The 15,458-nt window shown below is 41.7% G+C and carries 15 protein-coding genes and 1 riboswitch; of the genes, 9 read left to right on the forward strand and 6 right to left on the reverse strand.

The features are described from left to right. Nucleotides 1-14: 14 nt before the first annotated feature. Together nfsA and JI665_RS00170 are read left to right on the forward strand one after the other, a co-directional pair. Complete coding sequence (nfsA, locus tag JI665_RS00165; protein ID WP_206834772.1) at nt 15-764, forward strand: oxygen-insensitive NADPH nitroreductase; 750 nt, start codon at nt 15-17, stop codon at nt 762-764. A 414-nt stretch (nt 765-1,178) separates the two neighbouring features. Next, nucleotides 1,179-3,074, forward strand: a complete 1,896-nt coding sequence (locus JI665_RS00170; protein WP_206834774.1) for a PrkA family serine protein kinase — start codon at nt 1,179-1,181, stop codon at nt 3,072-3,074. 125 nt (nt 3,075-3,199) lie between these two features. On the opposite strand, the gene JI665_RS00175 is transcribed toward JI665_RS00170, so the two are convergent. Continuing rightward, nucleotides 3,200-3,337 (reverse strand): hypothetical protein, encoded by a 138-nt coding sequence (locus tag JI665_RS00175; RefSeq protein WP_206834775.1) that lies wholly within the window; start codon nt 3,335-3,337, stop codon nt 3,200-3,202. 116 nt (nt 3,338-3,453) lie between these two features. Here JI665_RS00175 and JI665_RS00180 point away from each other — a divergent pair, with 116 nt between their 5' ends. Beyond that, nucleotides 3,454-3,639 (forward strand): hypothetical protein, encoded by a 186-nt coding sequence (locus JI665_RS00180; RefSeq protein WP_113883540.1) that lies wholly within the window; start codon nt 3,454-3,456, stop codon nt 3,637-3,639. A gap of 302 nt (nt 3,640-3,941) precedes the next feature. Beyond that, nucleotides 3,942-5,114 carry a sporulation protein YhbH gene (yhbH, locus tag JI665_RS00185; protein WP_206834777.1) on the forward strand — a complete coding sequence of 391 codons (1,173 nt, stop codon included), beginning with the start codon at nt 3,942-3,944 and terminating at the stop codon, nt 5,112-5,114. Between the two features lie 61 nt (nt 5,115-5,175). Here the strand turns inward: yhbH and JI665_RS00190 are convergent, their stop codons facing one another. After that, entirely contained in the window at nt 5,176-5,787 is a 612-nt protein-coding gene (locus JI665_RS00190) for a general stress protein (protein WP_206834780.1), read from the reverse strand. 213 nt (nt 5,788-6,000) lie between these two features. On the opposite strand from JI665_RS00190, the gene JI665_RS00195 reads away from it, so the two are divergent. Together JI665_RS00195 and JI665_RS00200 are read left to right on the forward strand one after the other, a co-directional pair. Continuing rightward, on the forward strand, nt 6,001-6,639 hold the full coding sequence (locus tag JI665_RS00195) for an NUDIX hydrolase (protein WP_206834782.1): 639 nt from the start codon (nt 6,001-6,003) through the stop codon (nt 6,637-6,639). Nucleotides 6,640-6,715: 76 nt separating this feature from the next. After that, nucleotides 6,716-6,817: riboswitch (SAM riboswitch) on the forward strand. Between the two features lie 111 nt (nt 6,818-6,928). Further along, on the forward strand, nt 6,929-8,146 hold the full coding sequence (locus JI665_RS00200; RefSeq protein WP_206834783.1) for a homoserine dehydrogenase: 1,218 nt from the start codon (nt 6,929-6,931) through the stop codon (nt 8,144-8,146). A gap of 261 nt (nt 8,147-8,407) precedes the next feature. Here JI665_RS00200 and JI665_RS00205 read toward each other — a convergent pair whose 3' ends face one another. Next, a complete protein-coding gene (locus tag JI665_RS00205; protein WP_206834788.1) occupies nt 8,408-8,602 on the reverse strand; it encodes a hypothetical protein in 195 nt (64 codons plus the stop codon). Nucleotides 8,603-8,930: 328 nt separating this feature from the next. Here JI665_RS00205 and JI665_RS00210 point away from each other — a divergent pair, with 328 nt between their 5' ends. Continuing rightward, nucleotides 8,931-10,073, forward strand: a complete 1,143-nt coding sequence (locus JI665_RS00210) for a cation:proton antiporter (protein WP_206834791.1) — start codon at nt 8,931-8,933, stop codon at nt 10,071-10,073. Nucleotides 10,074-10,148: 75 nt separating this feature from the next. Here the strand turns inward: JI665_RS00210 and JI665_RS00215 are convergent, their stop codons facing one another. Further along, nucleotides 10,149-10,745, reverse strand: a complete 597-nt coding sequence (locus JI665_RS00215; protein ID WP_206837595.1) for a DNA-3-methyladenine glycosylase — start codon at nt 10,743-10,745, stop codon at nt 10,149-10,151. A gap of 140 nt (nt 10,746-10,885) precedes the next feature. On the opposite strand from JI665_RS00215, the gene proC reads away from it, so the two are divergent. Then, nucleotides 10,886-11,701 carry a pyrroline-5-carboxylate reductase gene (gene proC / locus JI665_RS00220; protein ID WP_206834793.1) on the forward strand — a complete coding sequence of 272 codons (816 nt, stop codon included), beginning with the start codon at nt 10,886-10,888 and terminating at the stop codon, nt 11,699-11,701. A gap of 217 nt (nt 11,702-11,918) precedes the next feature. Beyond that, nucleotides 11,919-13,307, forward strand: a complete 1,389-nt coding sequence (locus JI665_RS00225) for an L-cystine transporter (protein WP_206834796.1) — start codon at nt 11,919-11,921, stop codon at nt 13,305-13,307. Nucleotides 13,308-13,355: 48 nt separating this feature from the next. On the opposite strand, the gene JI665_RS00230 is transcribed toward JI665_RS00225, so the two are convergent. Both JI665_RS00230 and JI665_RS00235 read right to left on the reverse strand, forming a co-directional pair. Continuing rightward, the gene (locus JI665_RS00230) at nt 13,356-13,937 is read right to left on the reverse strand and encodes a YitT family protein (protein ID WP_206834799.1); all 582 of its coding nucleotides are present in this window, start codon (nt 13,935-13,937) and stop codon (nt 13,356-13,358) included. A 134-nt stretch (nt 13,938-14,071) separates the two neighbouring features. Then, entirely contained in the window at nt 14,072-15,373 is a 1,302-nt protein-coding gene (locus tag JI665_RS00235; RefSeq protein ID WP_206834802.1) for an NCS2 family permease, read from the reverse strand. Nucleotides 15,374-15,458 lie beyond the last annotated feature (85 nt).

The raw sequence follows: 15,458 nt of genomic DNA on the forward strand, positions 1-15,458 counted from the left end.
AAGGATGAGATGTGATGAATGAAGTGACCAATTTGCTGATGGACCATCGCTCCGTGCGCCACTTTGAGGACAAGCCGCTTTCCAGGGAGCAGATAGAAACGATTATACTTTCTGCTCAAGCCGCGTCCACCTCAAGTTTTGTTCAAGCCTATTCAATAATCGGTCTTACCGATAAAGTGAAGAAAGCGAAACTTGCTGAATTTGCAGGCAATCAGAATTATGTAGCAGAAAATGGCCATTTTTTTGTTTTTTGTGCTGATTTGCATCGTCATGAAGTCATGGGACAAATGGAAAATATCAATGTAATTCCTTCCATTGAAAGCACAGAGAAATTTATGGTGGCTGTCATTGATGCAGCATTGGCTGCGCAGAATGCTGCCGTTGCTGCTGAATCGCTGGGATTGGGAATCTGCTATATTGGCGGAATTAGAAACAATCTTGAGGGAGTAGCTGAACTTTTAAAGACACCGGATCGCGTGATACCTTTGTTTGGACTGGCTGTTGGCTATCCTTCCAAAAAGAACGATAAAAAGCCGAGGCTTCCTCTTCAGCACATATACCATGAAAATGAATATAAGCAGGATGAAACTGCCTACCGCGAAGAGCTGGAAGTGTATAATCAAATCATTTCCGAGTACTATGGTGAGCGTACGGGCGGTAAGCGGAAGGACACATGGACTGGCCAAATCGCCGGCATGCTTGAAAAGCAGACACGAATGTATATGAAGGATTTTGTACAGAAGAAAAAGATGGATATAAGGTAGGGGTATATTGGACACCAAGAGTCTGTCCTACAAATAAGAAAAAAGCTGCTGAATTGATCAGCAGCTTATTTTTTGCTCACGCCTGGCTTGTCATCATAACCAGCAGTGAAAATAGCAGCAAGGAAAGCAACCATTACACCGATAATAATAATTGTACCCATGTATATGTAATCCTCCTTTAGCGGTATCTCAATAGGCAAGCATGTAAATATAAGCTTATTATAGCCCAAAAATGAATAACTGTGAATGAAAAGTAAGGAGTTTTTTTTACAGTTAGAGACCGCAGCAAAGTATTCCTAATAAATATCCCCGTAAAAAGTACAAACCAAACTCTCAATAGTTTACGCATGTTCGATTGCCGGGGCGCATAGAGTATATTAATCGTCTCTGATAATGCGACAGGGGGAGGTCCTTATGGATATTCTAAAAAAAATTGAGATGTACAGACACGAAGAGGAAAAGCTTAAATGGGAAGGGACTTTTGGAGAGTATTTAGAAATTATTAAAGAGAAGCCATGGGTTGCCCAGTCAGCACATTCACGGGTATATAGCATGATTAAAGATGCCGGTGTGGAAGAAGTGAAGGGGCAAAAAAGATATCAGTTTTTCAGCAATCAGCTCTTTGGATTAGAAGAAGCTTTGGAAAGGTTAGTGGAAGAGTATTTCCATCCGGCAGCCAAACGCCTTGATGTCCGCAAAAGGATCCTTTTATTAATGGGTCCGGTCAGCGGCGGTAAATCAACATTAGTGACGATGCTAAAAAGAGGTTTGGAACTATATTCTCATTCTGATAGGGGAGCGGTCTATGCTATTAAGGGTTGCCCGATGCATGAAGATCCGCTTCATTTAATCCCGCACCATCTCCGAAAGGATTTCTATGACGAATATGGAATTAGAATTGAAGGAAATTTATCGCCACTGAATAGCATGCGTCTTGAGCAGGAATATGGCGGCCGCATTGAGGATGTTTTGATTGAAAGGATCATTTTTTCGGAAGACCGAAGGGTAGGGATCGGAACTTTCAGCCCTTCAGATCCAAAATCACAGGATATTGCCGATCTGACTGGAAGCATTGACTTTTCAACCATTGCTGAATATGGTTCAGAATCAGATCCTCGTGCCTATCGTTTTGATGGAGAACTAAATAAGGCAAACCGCGGTATGATGGAATTCCAGGAAATGCTGAAGTGCGACGAGAAGTTTTTATGGCATTTATTGTCCCTGACTCAGGAAGGCAACTTTAAAGCTGGACGCTTCGCTCTGATTTCGGCAGATGAGCTAATTGTCGCTCACACGAATGAAACAGAGTATCGTTCATTCATTTCCAATAAAAAGAATGAAGCACTGCATTCCAGGATAATTGTTATGCCAATCCCATATAATTTAAAGGTTTCAGAGGAAGAGAAGATTTACGATAAAATGATTCGTGAAAGCGATGTTTCCAATGTGCACATTGCACCGCATACCTTGAGGGTTGCAGCGATGTTTACGATTTTAACCCGTATGAAAGATCCGAAAAAAGGCGATATAGATTTAGTTAAAAAAATGCGTTTGTATGATGGAGAGAGCGTTGAAGGCTATAACAGGGCTGATGTGGAAGAATTGAAAAAAGAGCATGCAGATGAAGGCATGAGCGGTATTGATCCGCGCTATGTCATCAACAGGATCTCTTCTACAATCATCCGCAAAAATATCACAAGCATCAATGCGCTGGATGTATTGCGGTCGCTTAAAGAAGGATTGGATCAGCATCCATCCATTACTCCAGAGCTGAAGGAAAGATACCTGAACTTTATTTCTCTGGCCCGCAAAGAGTATGATGATATTGCGAAGAAAGAAGTACAAAAGGCATTTGTTTATTCTTATGAAGAATCTGCGAAAACGCTTATGGAAAACTATCTTGATAATGTTGAAGCATACTGCAATAAAGCGAAGCTGCGCGACCCATTAACCGGTGAGGAAATCAGTCCGGATGAAAAGCTGATGCGCTCAATCGAAGAACAGATCGGCATCTCCGAGAATGCGAAGAAAGCATTCAGGGAGGAAATCCTCATCCGCATCTCAGCTTACGCAAGAAAAGGCAAGCGCTTTGACTATAATTCGCATGACCGTCTGCGTGAAGCAATCCAGAAGAAGCTTTTCGCTGACCTGAAAGATGTGGTGAAGATCACCACATCTTCAAAAACGCCGGATGAGCAGCAGCTGAAGAAGGTGAATGAAGTTGTAGCAAGATTAATTGACGAACATGGCTATAACTCAACATCAGCAAACGAACTGCTCCGCTATGTGGGAAGCTTGCTGAATCGTTAAAAAGAAGAGCCTGGCAGAGTTGCTGCCAGGCTTATTTTTGCGGGTGATGGAGAAAAGACTGTGGTGTAATTGATAGATTTAATGAAAAATACCCATATAAAAAAGAGGCTCCGAAAGCCTCTTCATCAATTTTTCTCTATTTTAAGTGCAGCTTTTTTCTTTTTTTTCTGGCATTCCGGACAAATCGGCTTGTTCTCAAGATAAACGGTCCGATCATACAGTGATAATTCACCGCACCAGCTGCAGCAAAGGATTTCGCTCATAAAGATCCCCCCTTTAGTATAATCCTATTTTCGCCTGGCCATCTTTATGCAGCAGAACCTGCCTAAAAGTTTAGATAAGCCCAACACAGGGTATAAATAAAGCAGAGGTGATATTCATGAAAAAGAAAGAATTAGATAAGGATTATACACCGAGAAACAGCTCAATGGCAGAGAATATTGAAGAAATGGAAAATCTGGGAAAGCAAATGGAGAATTTGCGGACCAATAAAGAATTAAAAGAGGATTATGATAAATATCCCGATCCCATTCAGCATAAAAACAAGGACAAGAACCTTCGCTAAACGCGGAGGTTTATTTTGTTTATTTAGGCAAATCCCCATATTAAAAAATGGGCTTGTCCAAAAGATGATGCGAATGTCTTATTGTCAAAATTATTTGTAAATTATTTTGTCTTCTCGCATATGATAGAGTAATAAACATTTCTTTGTATTGGTGCATTAATAACAAATTTGCTGCCGGGAAATGAGTCTATGAAAGTAAGGCAGACTGCTGAATTGGGGATGTTTCATCTTTTTTGACACTCGCGATATTGTATGTTGGAAAGCTGTAATGTGTGAAATTGAATTTAAAAGGAGGGGTTAACATGACGAATGTCAATAACCATCAGTTTGTAATTTCCCAAGAAGATTGGTCCCTCCATCGCAAAGGCTATGATGACCAGCAGCGTCATCAGGATAAAGTCCAGGAAGCAATCCGCAACAATTTGCCTGATTTGATAACGGAAGAAAACATTGTAATGTCGAATGGGCGGGAAGTAGTGAAAATTCCGATTCGCTCATTGGATGAATACAAAATCCGTTATAACTATGATAAAAACAAACATGTCGGCCAAGGCGATGGAGATAGCCAGATTGGAGATGTAGTGGCACGTGATGGATCCGGCAGCCAGAAAGGACCCGGAAAGGGGCAAGGAGCAGGCGACCAGGCAGGCGAGGATTATTTTGAAGCAGAAGTATCACTGATGGAAATTGAAGAAGCTTTATTTAAACAATTGGAATTGCCTAATTTAAAAAGAAAAGAGCAGGATGAAAACCTGGTAGAGGACATCGAATTTAATGATATCAGAAAGACTGGATTAATGGGCAATATTGATAAGAAACGCACCATGATGTCGGCATTTAAGCGTAATGCAATGAGTGGAAAAGCAGCGTTCCACCCAATTTATAAGGAAGATTTGAAGTTTAAGACCTGGAATGAAATTGTAAAGCCTGATTCAAAGGCTGTTGTGCTTGCTATGATGGATACGAGCGGCTCGATGGGGATCTGGGAAAAGTATATGGCCAGAAGCTTTTTCTTCTGGATGACACGCTTCCTGAGAACTAAATATGAGACAGTCGAGATTGAATTTATTGCCCACCATACTGAAGCAAAGGTTGTTTCAGAAGAGGACTTTTTCTCAAAAGGAGAAAGCGGGGGAACCATCTGTTCATCTGCCTATCGTAAAGCGCTTGAACTGATTGAGGTCAAATACGACCCGCGCAAATATAATATTTACCCTTTCCACTTCTCAGACGGTGATAACCTGACCTCTGACAACGCCCGCTGTGTAAAGCTGGTGGAAGACCTGATGAAGGTGTCCAATATGTTCGGATATGGTGAAGTTAACCAGTATAACCGCCATTCGACCCTGATGTCAGCCTATAAAAATATTAAAAATGAGGATTTCCGCTATTATATCCTTAAGCAAAAAGCAGATGTATTCCATGCGATGAAGAGTTTCTTCAAACAGGAGGAAGATAAGAAGAAGTATGCTTAAGAGAGGGGAACCTCTCTTTTTTATTCCAAAAAAAAAGACCCCAAACGGGGGTCTTCTGCTATTAGAGCCTTTCCTTCGTATATCGTTCATCCCTGTTAAATTCAGCACTGGTTTTCACATCGGCAGACTTGGGTGAAATGTGAACAGGATCATTATCCTGATTATTGAGAGCACATGTGTAACCAGTTTTATCTGCCAGTGTCTTGATATCTGATTCATGGACAGCTTCCCGGGCTGAAGCGCTTTCGAGATACCCTTCTGGGTCTTCAGCACTGATCCTTTGATTGTCCTCCTGGGAAGCGGGATAGTTCCCATAGTAGTCCGCGATTAAGACATACTTTCCATCAAATACCATGCTTGCGTATTTATCCAAGTCATGTTCATCAAACCGTGTACCATCTTTTTTATTAGGATCCATTCCTGAACTTGTGGCTGGATCTTCTCCCATAAAAAGGGCTTTCACTGAATCAAGAAAGCGCTGATTGCCGAGCTCCTGGGATCCGACTATTCGCAAGTTCACTCCATGATTGTTTGCAAAGCTTTCGAGGTTCGCTCCATCTTTTGAGACAATCACAAGGTTGTCTTTCTGATACCCGTTTGACAAGGCCCCTTCAATAGCAACTTTAAGATCTTCCTGAGTATCATACCCGCCTACTAATATATTTTTCTTCATATTTTCACTCCTAATGTCATATTATATTTTCTAATTTCCCTGAATTGCAGGAGGAGAAACTTTCTTTTTCTTTTGAAGGGCAGACAGTCAACAAAGGAATAAACTATCCTGAATCATTACATGGTACAAGCCATATGAATTAATAAAACAAAGTAAATACAGTATGATAAAGATAATAGCCAATAAATTGGAATTGCTGCTGGAGGTGGGTAGATGGAGATTGAGAAACTGGCTAAAAGGTTAAGTAACAGGACCCCAGTCATTTTAGGGAGTGAGCGATTTTCGAAATTCGCTATTTTGCTTCCGTTGGTTGAGATAAATAATGAGGTACATGTCCTTTTTGAAGTGCGTTCACTTACAATGAGAAGGCAGCCTGGGGAGGTCTGTTTCCCGGGCGGGAGAATAGATCCGGAAGATAGGGATGAGGAGCATACGGCTATCCGTGAAACCTCAGAGGAACTCGGAGTGAATGAAGACAGCATCACAGATGTGTCCCCGCTGGATTACATGATTTCCTTCGGTCAAATTATTTACCCTTATGCAGGCATTATCCATAATCCGGACCAGATTAAGCCAAACCCTGATGAAGTGGAAGAAGTTTTTACAGTCCCTCTTTCATTTCTAAAAAAAGTAAAGCCGGAAATGTATCACGTGAATTTTAAAGTAGAGCCCGAAGAGAATTTTCCATTTGACTTGATTGCCGGAGGTGAAAATTACAATTGGCAGGCAAGGAAAGTAGAAGAAGTATTTTACTATTTTAAAGATAAGGTTATTTGGGGGCTGACTGCCCGAATTCTTAAGCATTTTCTTGAAATCATTACTGAAGATTTCGAGGAAAGTAAGAGCGTTTGAAGAAAATAATTTTCAAAAAAGGTTGACGCAGTCCTTATAAATGTTTATGATTCATATAAATTGAATACTTTGAAACTTCTTATCAAGAGAGGCGGAGGGACTGACCCTATGAAGCCTCGGCAACCAGCATTTATGCACGGTGCCAAATTCAGAGGAATACATTTTCCGAAGATAAGAAGGCGGAATGAACGGAACGTAAATTCAAACCCCTTCTTGTCTGTATAGACGGAAGGGGTTTTTTGTTTTTATAGTTTTCTGCACTTTAAATATTAACCAGGGGGAATGTGAAATGTCAGCGATAACGATTGGGCTATTGGGGTTTGGAACAGTTGGAAAAGGAGTGTATGAAACGATCAGCAAACATCAGGGAAGGCTCCAGGCGATATTCGGGAAAGAAGTGAAGGTCTCGGCCATCCTTGTCAAAAATGTGAGTAAGCATTCTTTGCCTGATGATGAGGTGCTTTTAACTGATGACTTTCAGGATATTATTGAGCTTCCTAAGCTTGATGTCGTAATTGATGCCATTGTTGGCAGGGAACCAGGCTATACGTATTTGCGCCAGGCCATATCGAGAGGATGCCATGTCATTACAGCAAATAAGGAGATGTTTGCATTCCATGGAAGTGAGCTTGCGAGGCTCGCAAAAGAAAATAATGTATCATTAGGATTTGAAGCAACAGTCGGAGGCGGGATCCCTATAATTCAGACTATCAAGCAGCTGCTGAATGCCAACAAGATTGAACGGATCGAAGGAATTTTAAATGGCACATCCAATTTCATTTTGACAAGTATGCGCGAGGAGAACTTATCATTTGAAGAAGCACTGAAAATAGCGCAGGAAAAAGGATATGCAGAAGCCGATCCGAAAAATGATATAGAAGGATATGACGCTTTTTACAAAGCGGTTGTTCTGAGCGAGCTGGTATTCGGGAAAGCACCGGCGCAGGAAACATCTGTTAGAGAAGGCATTACTGATATTACAATTGAGCAAATCCGTTTGGCTGATACCCTGGGCCTGAAATTTAAACATGTAGCATCGATTCAGAGAGAAAAAGATACTATCCGCTGTACTGTAAAACCGGTCCTGACAGTGGAGGCACATCCCTTGTACAGAGTAGAAGGAGTGCAAAATGCAGTTTCGATTGATGCGGATATTGTCGGGAATATCAGCCTGCAGGGTCCTGGTGCCGGCATGTTCCCGACAGCCAGCGCAATTATTGAAGATCTGATTCATGTTGGCAGAGCCGATATTCCTTCAGTCTTTGAGGAAGGCGACTCGGAAGGGACTGTTCTTGAACAGGCAGTTTGGATTATATTTGGTGATGCTGATAAAGGGGGATTGCCTGAAGGATTTGAAACAATCAGCAAAGTTTCAAAAGATGCCTTCATCGTTAAGGCATCATTGAAAGCTGTATCTTTATTAGATACATCATATTTGAAGGCTTATCAGGTGCTTGGAGATTACGCTCCTGCTGCAAAGGAAAATAAGCAGGTACAGCCGGTATAATATGATGATGCTAAAAAACTGGAGGGGCAAGCTTATGAGCTGCCCCTCCTGAGGTATGTTTAGAGATGGTGGATGTTATCGCAGTCTAACGGGCAGTAAGCCTCCCTTTTCCAGACTCAGAGGAATCGAAAAAGGATAAGTGGGAGTCCAACTGCCCGTAAAGGCCCGCCAGCAGAACAAAGACTAAAAACGCCACGTCCTGTGGGCCACAACTTATAATCAGTGGGAGTATAAAGCCCCCTCACTGATTGAAGTTTCACTTTAAGCCTGCTGGTTCTTTAACAAAGGGTTATTTAATCCAGAATAAAGGTCTTTTACATGAACTGTTACAATCTTAGCACCAATCTGGACATGGACCATATTATCAAAAACAGCTGTTACCAGGCCGTTTAATGAAACATTCGCACCAATATTGAGATCTTTGCCGGGAGTTTTAACATTTTTCTTGTCTGCCATCGTAACACCATCCCATTCCGTTTTATTGAAACTTATACATAGAATATTGCCTTTTTATAGTAAAATAAACGCTTTAATAAAAAAAGTCCAGTAAAATAGCCTGTTTTTTTATCGACAAATTTTATTGGTGCCAGGTACCTGTCGAATTTTCTCTTTATAAATAATTAAGCATTCTTCCGAAATCAAATATAACCGAAAGAAATGCTTGAAGGGAATACGCAATGAATGCTATCTAATTTTGGATCTAACTGGCAGGAGTGAAATTCAAACAAAGAGGGTATTTATAGTCCGTAAAAATACAATTTCAGAAAAGGATGAAAAACGGAATATGAATATGCCTCTTGCAATTGGGCTCATTTTTATTGCCCTTTATATAACTGCAATAATCGGGATTAAAATCCTAAGGATTCCTGATATTGTTATTTATATTATTTTAGGAACCTGCATCGGTTTTTTTGGATTTTACAAAGAGGCGAAAGTAATTGAAACTGCAGGTGAAATTGGCTTAATTCTGTTATTCTTTCTGCTTGGCACAAAATTCTCTGTGGGTGAATTAAGGAATAATGGAAGGAAAGTCTGGAAATCCGGGCTATTGGATGTTTTTCTGGGAGTGGGAGTGACTGCGGGAATTGCCTATGCTGCAGGTCAAAACATGTTTGTCTCTTTATTGATTGCTGGAATTGTATATGCAACCAGTTCTTCAATTACTGTTAAGCTGCTGGAATCAAAAAATCGCCTTGAAGATAAAGACTCTGAATATATGCTCTCTCTTCTGATTTTTGAAGACCTCACTGCCCCGATACTAGTGACCGTGTTGATTGGGCTGAGCGGCGGAAATAGTTTCTCCGCTGCAGATTTTCTGTTTATTTTTCTAAAGGTTTCTCTTCCTGCTGGCGCTGCAGTTTGGATGAGCAGAATAGTTCTTCATAAAGCCCAGCATTGGATGAAGAAAGTTGCTCATGAAGATTCCTTTTTGATTCTTGTTCTCGGAGTAGCGATTACCTATGGCGGATTTGCAGTATTTCTGGGGCTATCAGAGGTTATTGGCGCATTTCTTGCCGGCATCATTCTTGCCGGAACGGAGGTAAAAGAAAAAACAGAGGAAGTTGTACTTCCCGTAAGGAATTTGTTTCTTCCGTTTTTTTTCTTGAATTTCGGGCTTTCGCTTGAGTTTAATGAAGAAATTCCTTCTTTCGGTCTTCTGGTTATTATTGTTATCTGGTCCATCATTCACAAGCTTGCTGCAGGGTATTTTGGAGGGCAATGGTATGGCCTGTCGAAACAGGAAGCTCTAAAGGCGGGATTATCATTATCATCAAGAGGAGAATTCTCTGTAATTATTGCCGGATTGGCCACAGGGGGCCTTAAAGTATTTGCCGGGGCTTATATCCTGATTGCAGCTTTGGCCGGCATGCTGCTGTTTCAGTTATCAACCTGGATCCATTCACGGGTGCAGAGGAATTCCAGGTAATATCAATAGAAAATTACCGGAAAACCCTTTGTTCTGAAGAGTTTTTCCGGTTTGCTGTTTATTAATTTCTTCTTCTTACTTCCTGCTGCGTGAAACAAAAGGGTTTTCAGCAATCCAAAATCTCCAGGGATAATTCCTTGCATCACCGGAATTATCAATTCCGATTCGTTTTCCGCGTGTGACTTTCCCGGGAGGAATTCCTTTAGCAATCATAAGAGGGGGGCTTGTAAAATGCCGTCCATAATCATCTATTGTAATATCGAGAGCTTTGGTTAATTTACCTGGCCCATTTGTGAGGTTCTTCAGATTCTCCATTTTTCGTCTTTTTTTCATTAAATCAAGCCCATCTACAGGTTCAATTCCCCTGATCAATACAGCTTCCGGCTTTTCCTTTGGGCCGCTAACAACATTAACCAGACAATGGGTATGCATCACATACGTGTAGACAAATCCAGGTTCATTGAACATGATTTCGGTCCGCTTTGTTCTCCTGTTCCCAAAGCTGTGAGCTGCCCTGTCTTCCGGGCCCATATATGCTTCTGTCTCAACGATATAGCCTGAGGCGATTCCCTCTTCCGTTTCTTTGATCAATAAGCAGCCCAGCAGTGCTTCCGCCAATAGTAGTGTCGGCTGCTGAAAAAAGCTTTCTGGCAGAGGAGCATATGGATTTATAACTTTCAAGATCAATCTCTCCAAACAGAATTTTATTGTGTTGCAGTATCGTGTCTTATGTTTTTACCCTTTGCTATTTTTTCATAACCATACCTGCAGTATAATAGCAAAAGGAAATACTATACAGGATGTGGGCATTGATGAATAAAAATATCGGTTTTATCGGATGCGGAAAAATGGCTCAGGCCATAATTGGAGGAATACTCAAATCCAATCTGGTAAATCCAATCCAGATTATTGCTTCTGCCAGAACTGAAAAGACGCTTGAGGATGTAAAAAGCAGGTGGAATATACAAACACGCCTTTCCAATATTGGAGCAGCGGAAGAAGCGGATATACTGTTTTTGGCTATTAAGCCTGATGCACATGGGGAAGTTATTGATGAGATTAAAGATAGCCTTCGCTCCCATGCCATCATCATAACCATTGCGGCCGGCATCAGCCTATCATTTCTGGAACAGTCATTTGGCCGGAAAGTCAGAGCAGTACGAACCATGCCAAATACGCCATCATTAGTAGGAGAAGGAATGACCGTCCTTTCTGTTAATGAATCAGTATCTCCAGATGATATGGAGGAAGTGGAAAAAATATTTTCATGCATTGGAAGAGCAGCTTTTATGGAAGAAAAGCTGATGGACGCTATTCCTGCTATAAGCGGTTCTTCTCCAGCGTATGCCTATATGTTCATTGAAGCATTGGCAGATGGCGGTGTAAAAGCAGGATTGCCCCGTGAACAGTCTTATCAGCTCGCCGCACAGGCTGTTTTGGGGGCAGCCAAGATGGTGCTGGAAACGGGTCTGCATCCAGCGGAATTAAAGGATGAGGTCTGTACTCCAGGTGGAGCAACGATTGAAGCAGTTGCCGAACTGGAGAGAACTGGGTTCCGTGCAGCGGTAATGAGTGCAATGGATCAATGTTTTGAAAAAACAAAGGCTCTTTCAGAGAAAAACAATTAAACAGATATATTTACCTAATCCCGGCAGATATACAACTGCCGGGTGATCTAATTGTCGCTGAAATTTAGGCACAGATCAAAGGGAAAACACTGAACCTTTCAAGGCAGAATGGAATATATAATAAGAAAATTTAAATTTTAATCCCGACTTGACTCATAGGAATACATGTATTATAGTAAGTCATTATGAAAACATCTATTGGGGAGGATTCAGTCCGATGAGTACAGGACTTTTAGTTTTAAATATTGCCATTATGCTTCTGCTTATAGGCGTATTATTCTTTATGCAACAAAAGCATATTTCATTCTCAAAGCGTGTGTTTACAGCGCTTGGATTAGGGATTTTGTTTGGCTTCGCCCTTCAGCTGATTTACGGACCTGGTGCTGAGATCATTGCTAAATCTGCAGACTGGTTCAATTTAGTAGGCGGGGGTTATGTCAAATTCCTGCAAATGATTGTAATGCCGCTTGTCTTCATTTCTATATTAGGTGCATTTACTAAGCTAAAATTAACTAATAATATTGGAAGAATCAGTGTGCTTATCCTTGGGCTGCTTGTAGGCACAACTGCAGTTGCTGCCGCTGTAGGGATTGCAACAGCTGTCGGCTTTGACTTGGAGGCAGTCCAAATCAGCGGAGGCGATGCAGAGACAGCCCGCGGGGAACAGCTTGAAGAAACCTATCAGGGCATTGAAGGAAGGACATTCCCACAGCAGATGCTGGATCTTCTTCCGGCCAATCCATTCCTTGATTTTACAGGAGCAAGGCCTACATCCACCATTTCAGTTGTTATCTTTGCAGCCTTTTTAGGAATTGCTTACCTGGGTGTCAGACGGAAATCACCCGAGCAGGCTGACCTTTTTGCGAAAATTGTTGATGCCTTCTATGCAATTATCATGCGTGTTGTCACATTAATTCTGCGCTTGACTCCGTACGGAGTATTGGCCATTATGACGAAAACAGTGGCCATGAGTGATTTCGACTCGATTCTAAATTTAGGGAAATTTGTTATTGCTTCTTATGTGGCACTTGCCATCATGTTCCTGATTCACCTGCTGCTTTTAACAATGAGCGGTTTAAATCCAATCACATATATGAAAAAAGCATTTCCTGTATTAACATTTGCCTTTACATCCAGAACAAGTGCTGGTGCATTGCCATTGAACATTAAAACACAAAAGTCACTGGGGGTTCCTGAAGGAATTGCAAACTTTGCCGGGTCATTTGGTCTTTCCATTGGCCAAAATGGATGTGCTGGAATCTATCCGGCAATGCTGGCGGTAATGATTGCTCCGACTGTAGGCATTAACCCGCTGTCACCAGGATTTATTTTTACCGTCATTCTTATTGTAGCAATCAGCTCCTTTGGTGTGGCAGGGGTCGGCGGCGGTGCGACGTTCGCAGCGATCCTGGTATTATCTGCCCTTGACCTGCCAGTTGCACTGGCCGGCTTGCTGATCTCAATTGAACCGCTGATAGACATGGGACGCACAGCTGTTAACGTCAGCGGATCCATGACCTCAGGTATTTTGACGAGCCGTATCACCGGTGAAATTGATGGAAATCTGTATAGCGACATGAATGAAAAAATAGAAGCAGAAGCATAAGCATAAGCATAAGAAAAGCGACAGGTGCGGGGGCATCTGTCGCTTTTTTCATTCAACGATATTCTGCTCTTTTCTTATAACTGTTAGCGATGTCATAGCGCCAACAAATATGATGGTGATAAATGAGTACAGGAACTTTTCAATACCGACAATTTTTAAACCGCTTAAAATGACCAATCCATCAATTGCAAATATTAAAGCGCCGATATTAATAGGGAGGAGCTTTGTCATCAGCTGTGCCAGCAGGTCAGTCCCCCCTGTACTGGTTTCATAACGGAGCATAAGGCCGATCCCAAAACCGACCAGGCAGCCGCCTAAAATCGAGCTGGGCAATATGGAAAGATCGAAATGACCTCGGATAGCAGAAAGCAAATCAATTATGAAGGATGAAATCAGGAGTCCGTGCAGACTATAGAAAAAATATTTCTTCTCATAAAACCAGGCAAGTACATACAATGGAATGCTTAAGACAATCATGCTCAATCCAGTGGGAAGCTCGTAATAATAATGGAGGATCAGCCCAATGCCAATAATGCCCCCATCTAGCAAATGGTGAGGGACAAGGAAACCGTTAATGCCTATCCCTAATAATAAACTTCCAATTAAAGTTGCAAACAGCTTTTCATACATAAGCTATCACCCTAACTTGTCCAATTCTATACTTATAGAATATGAATGGTCGGGTATTAAATAGAAGCGTTAAAAAACAAAAAAGCTTGTCCGATTTGGACAAGCTTTTGTTATAAGGGATTCCGCTTTTCTTTTTAGTGCGGCAGGAATGCGAGCTGATAAAAGAATAGCACGGCAAATAAATAAACCAGCGGATGAACTTCTCTCCATTTGCCTTTTACCACTTTCATAAGAGGATAAGCGATGAATCCAAGCGCAATTCCTGTTGCAATGCTGGATGTCAGCGGCATGCTTAAGATAATCAGAAATGCAGGGAATGCTTCATCAAGTTCATTCCACTTAATATGTGAAATGCTGCCCATCATCAGGCTTCCAACGATGATCAGGGCTGGTGCAGTAATGGCAGCAAGTCCTGATACCGCACTGACAAGCGGTCCGAAGAAAGCTGCAGCCAGGAACAAACCTGCAACAGTCAAGGTTGTTAATCCTGTTCTTCCGCCCGCTGACACACCTGTAGAAGATTCAATATAAGCTGAAGTCGGGCTTGTACCAAACATGGCACCGATAGAAGTAGCGATGGAGTCTGACAAAAGCGCCTCACGAGCTCTAGGCATCGTATTGCCCTTCATTAATCCCGCCTGCTGGGCCACACCGATCATCGTTCCAGTCGTATCAAAAATCGTTACAAGCAGGAAGGAGAAAACTACTGCGTATAAACTATGCTGGATAACATCTCCGATTGCTTCGAATGGATTTAAAATGATGATCCCATCCGGAAGCGTAGGCAGCGAAACAAATCCTTGTTCAAAAGAGAGCTGGCCGGTAAAGAAGGCAATTAAGGCTGTGAGAATCATTCCGAAAAATAAAGCCCCATTAATCCCAAGTGTCATAAGAATTAAAGTCACAGCAAGACCGACAAGAGCAAGAATGGATTGTGGAGAATGCAAGTCCCCGAGTGCAACAAGATTTGTTGGGTGGCTTGTAATCAGCCCGGTTAACCGTAAGCCGATAAATGCAATAAATAAGCCGATTCCAGCAGTAATTCCGTGCTTTAAATTATCCGGTATTGCAATGATCAGTTTTTCCCGGAAAGGGGTAAGCGACAATATAATGAAGATAATACCTGCAATAAATACTGCTGAGAATGCAGTCATGTAATCAATATTTCCATGTGTGCCGACAACGGAATAGGCAAAATAGGCGTTCAGGCCCATTCCCGGTGCGATGGCAATCGGATAATTGGCGAACAGTGCCATCCAAAGGGTACCTGCAACGGTTGCGATAATGGTTGCGGAAAAAACTTGCTCAAAAGGTACACCTGCATCAGATAATATGACAGGGTTAACAACCACTATATAAACCATAGTTAAGAAAGTGGTGATGCCTGCCAGAACTTCGGTCTTTACGTTTGTTTGATTTTCTTTTAATTTGAACATATAAAGTCCCCCATAAACTAAAACTTCTTTCAGCTTGTATGTGTTATCAATAAATACGAACGTTAAGAAAGAACAAATTATATAA

Source organism: Bacillus sp. NTK034, assembly GCF_017303275.1.
Lineage (GTDB): Bacteria > Bacillota > Bacilli > Bacillales > Cytobacillaceae > Cytobacillus.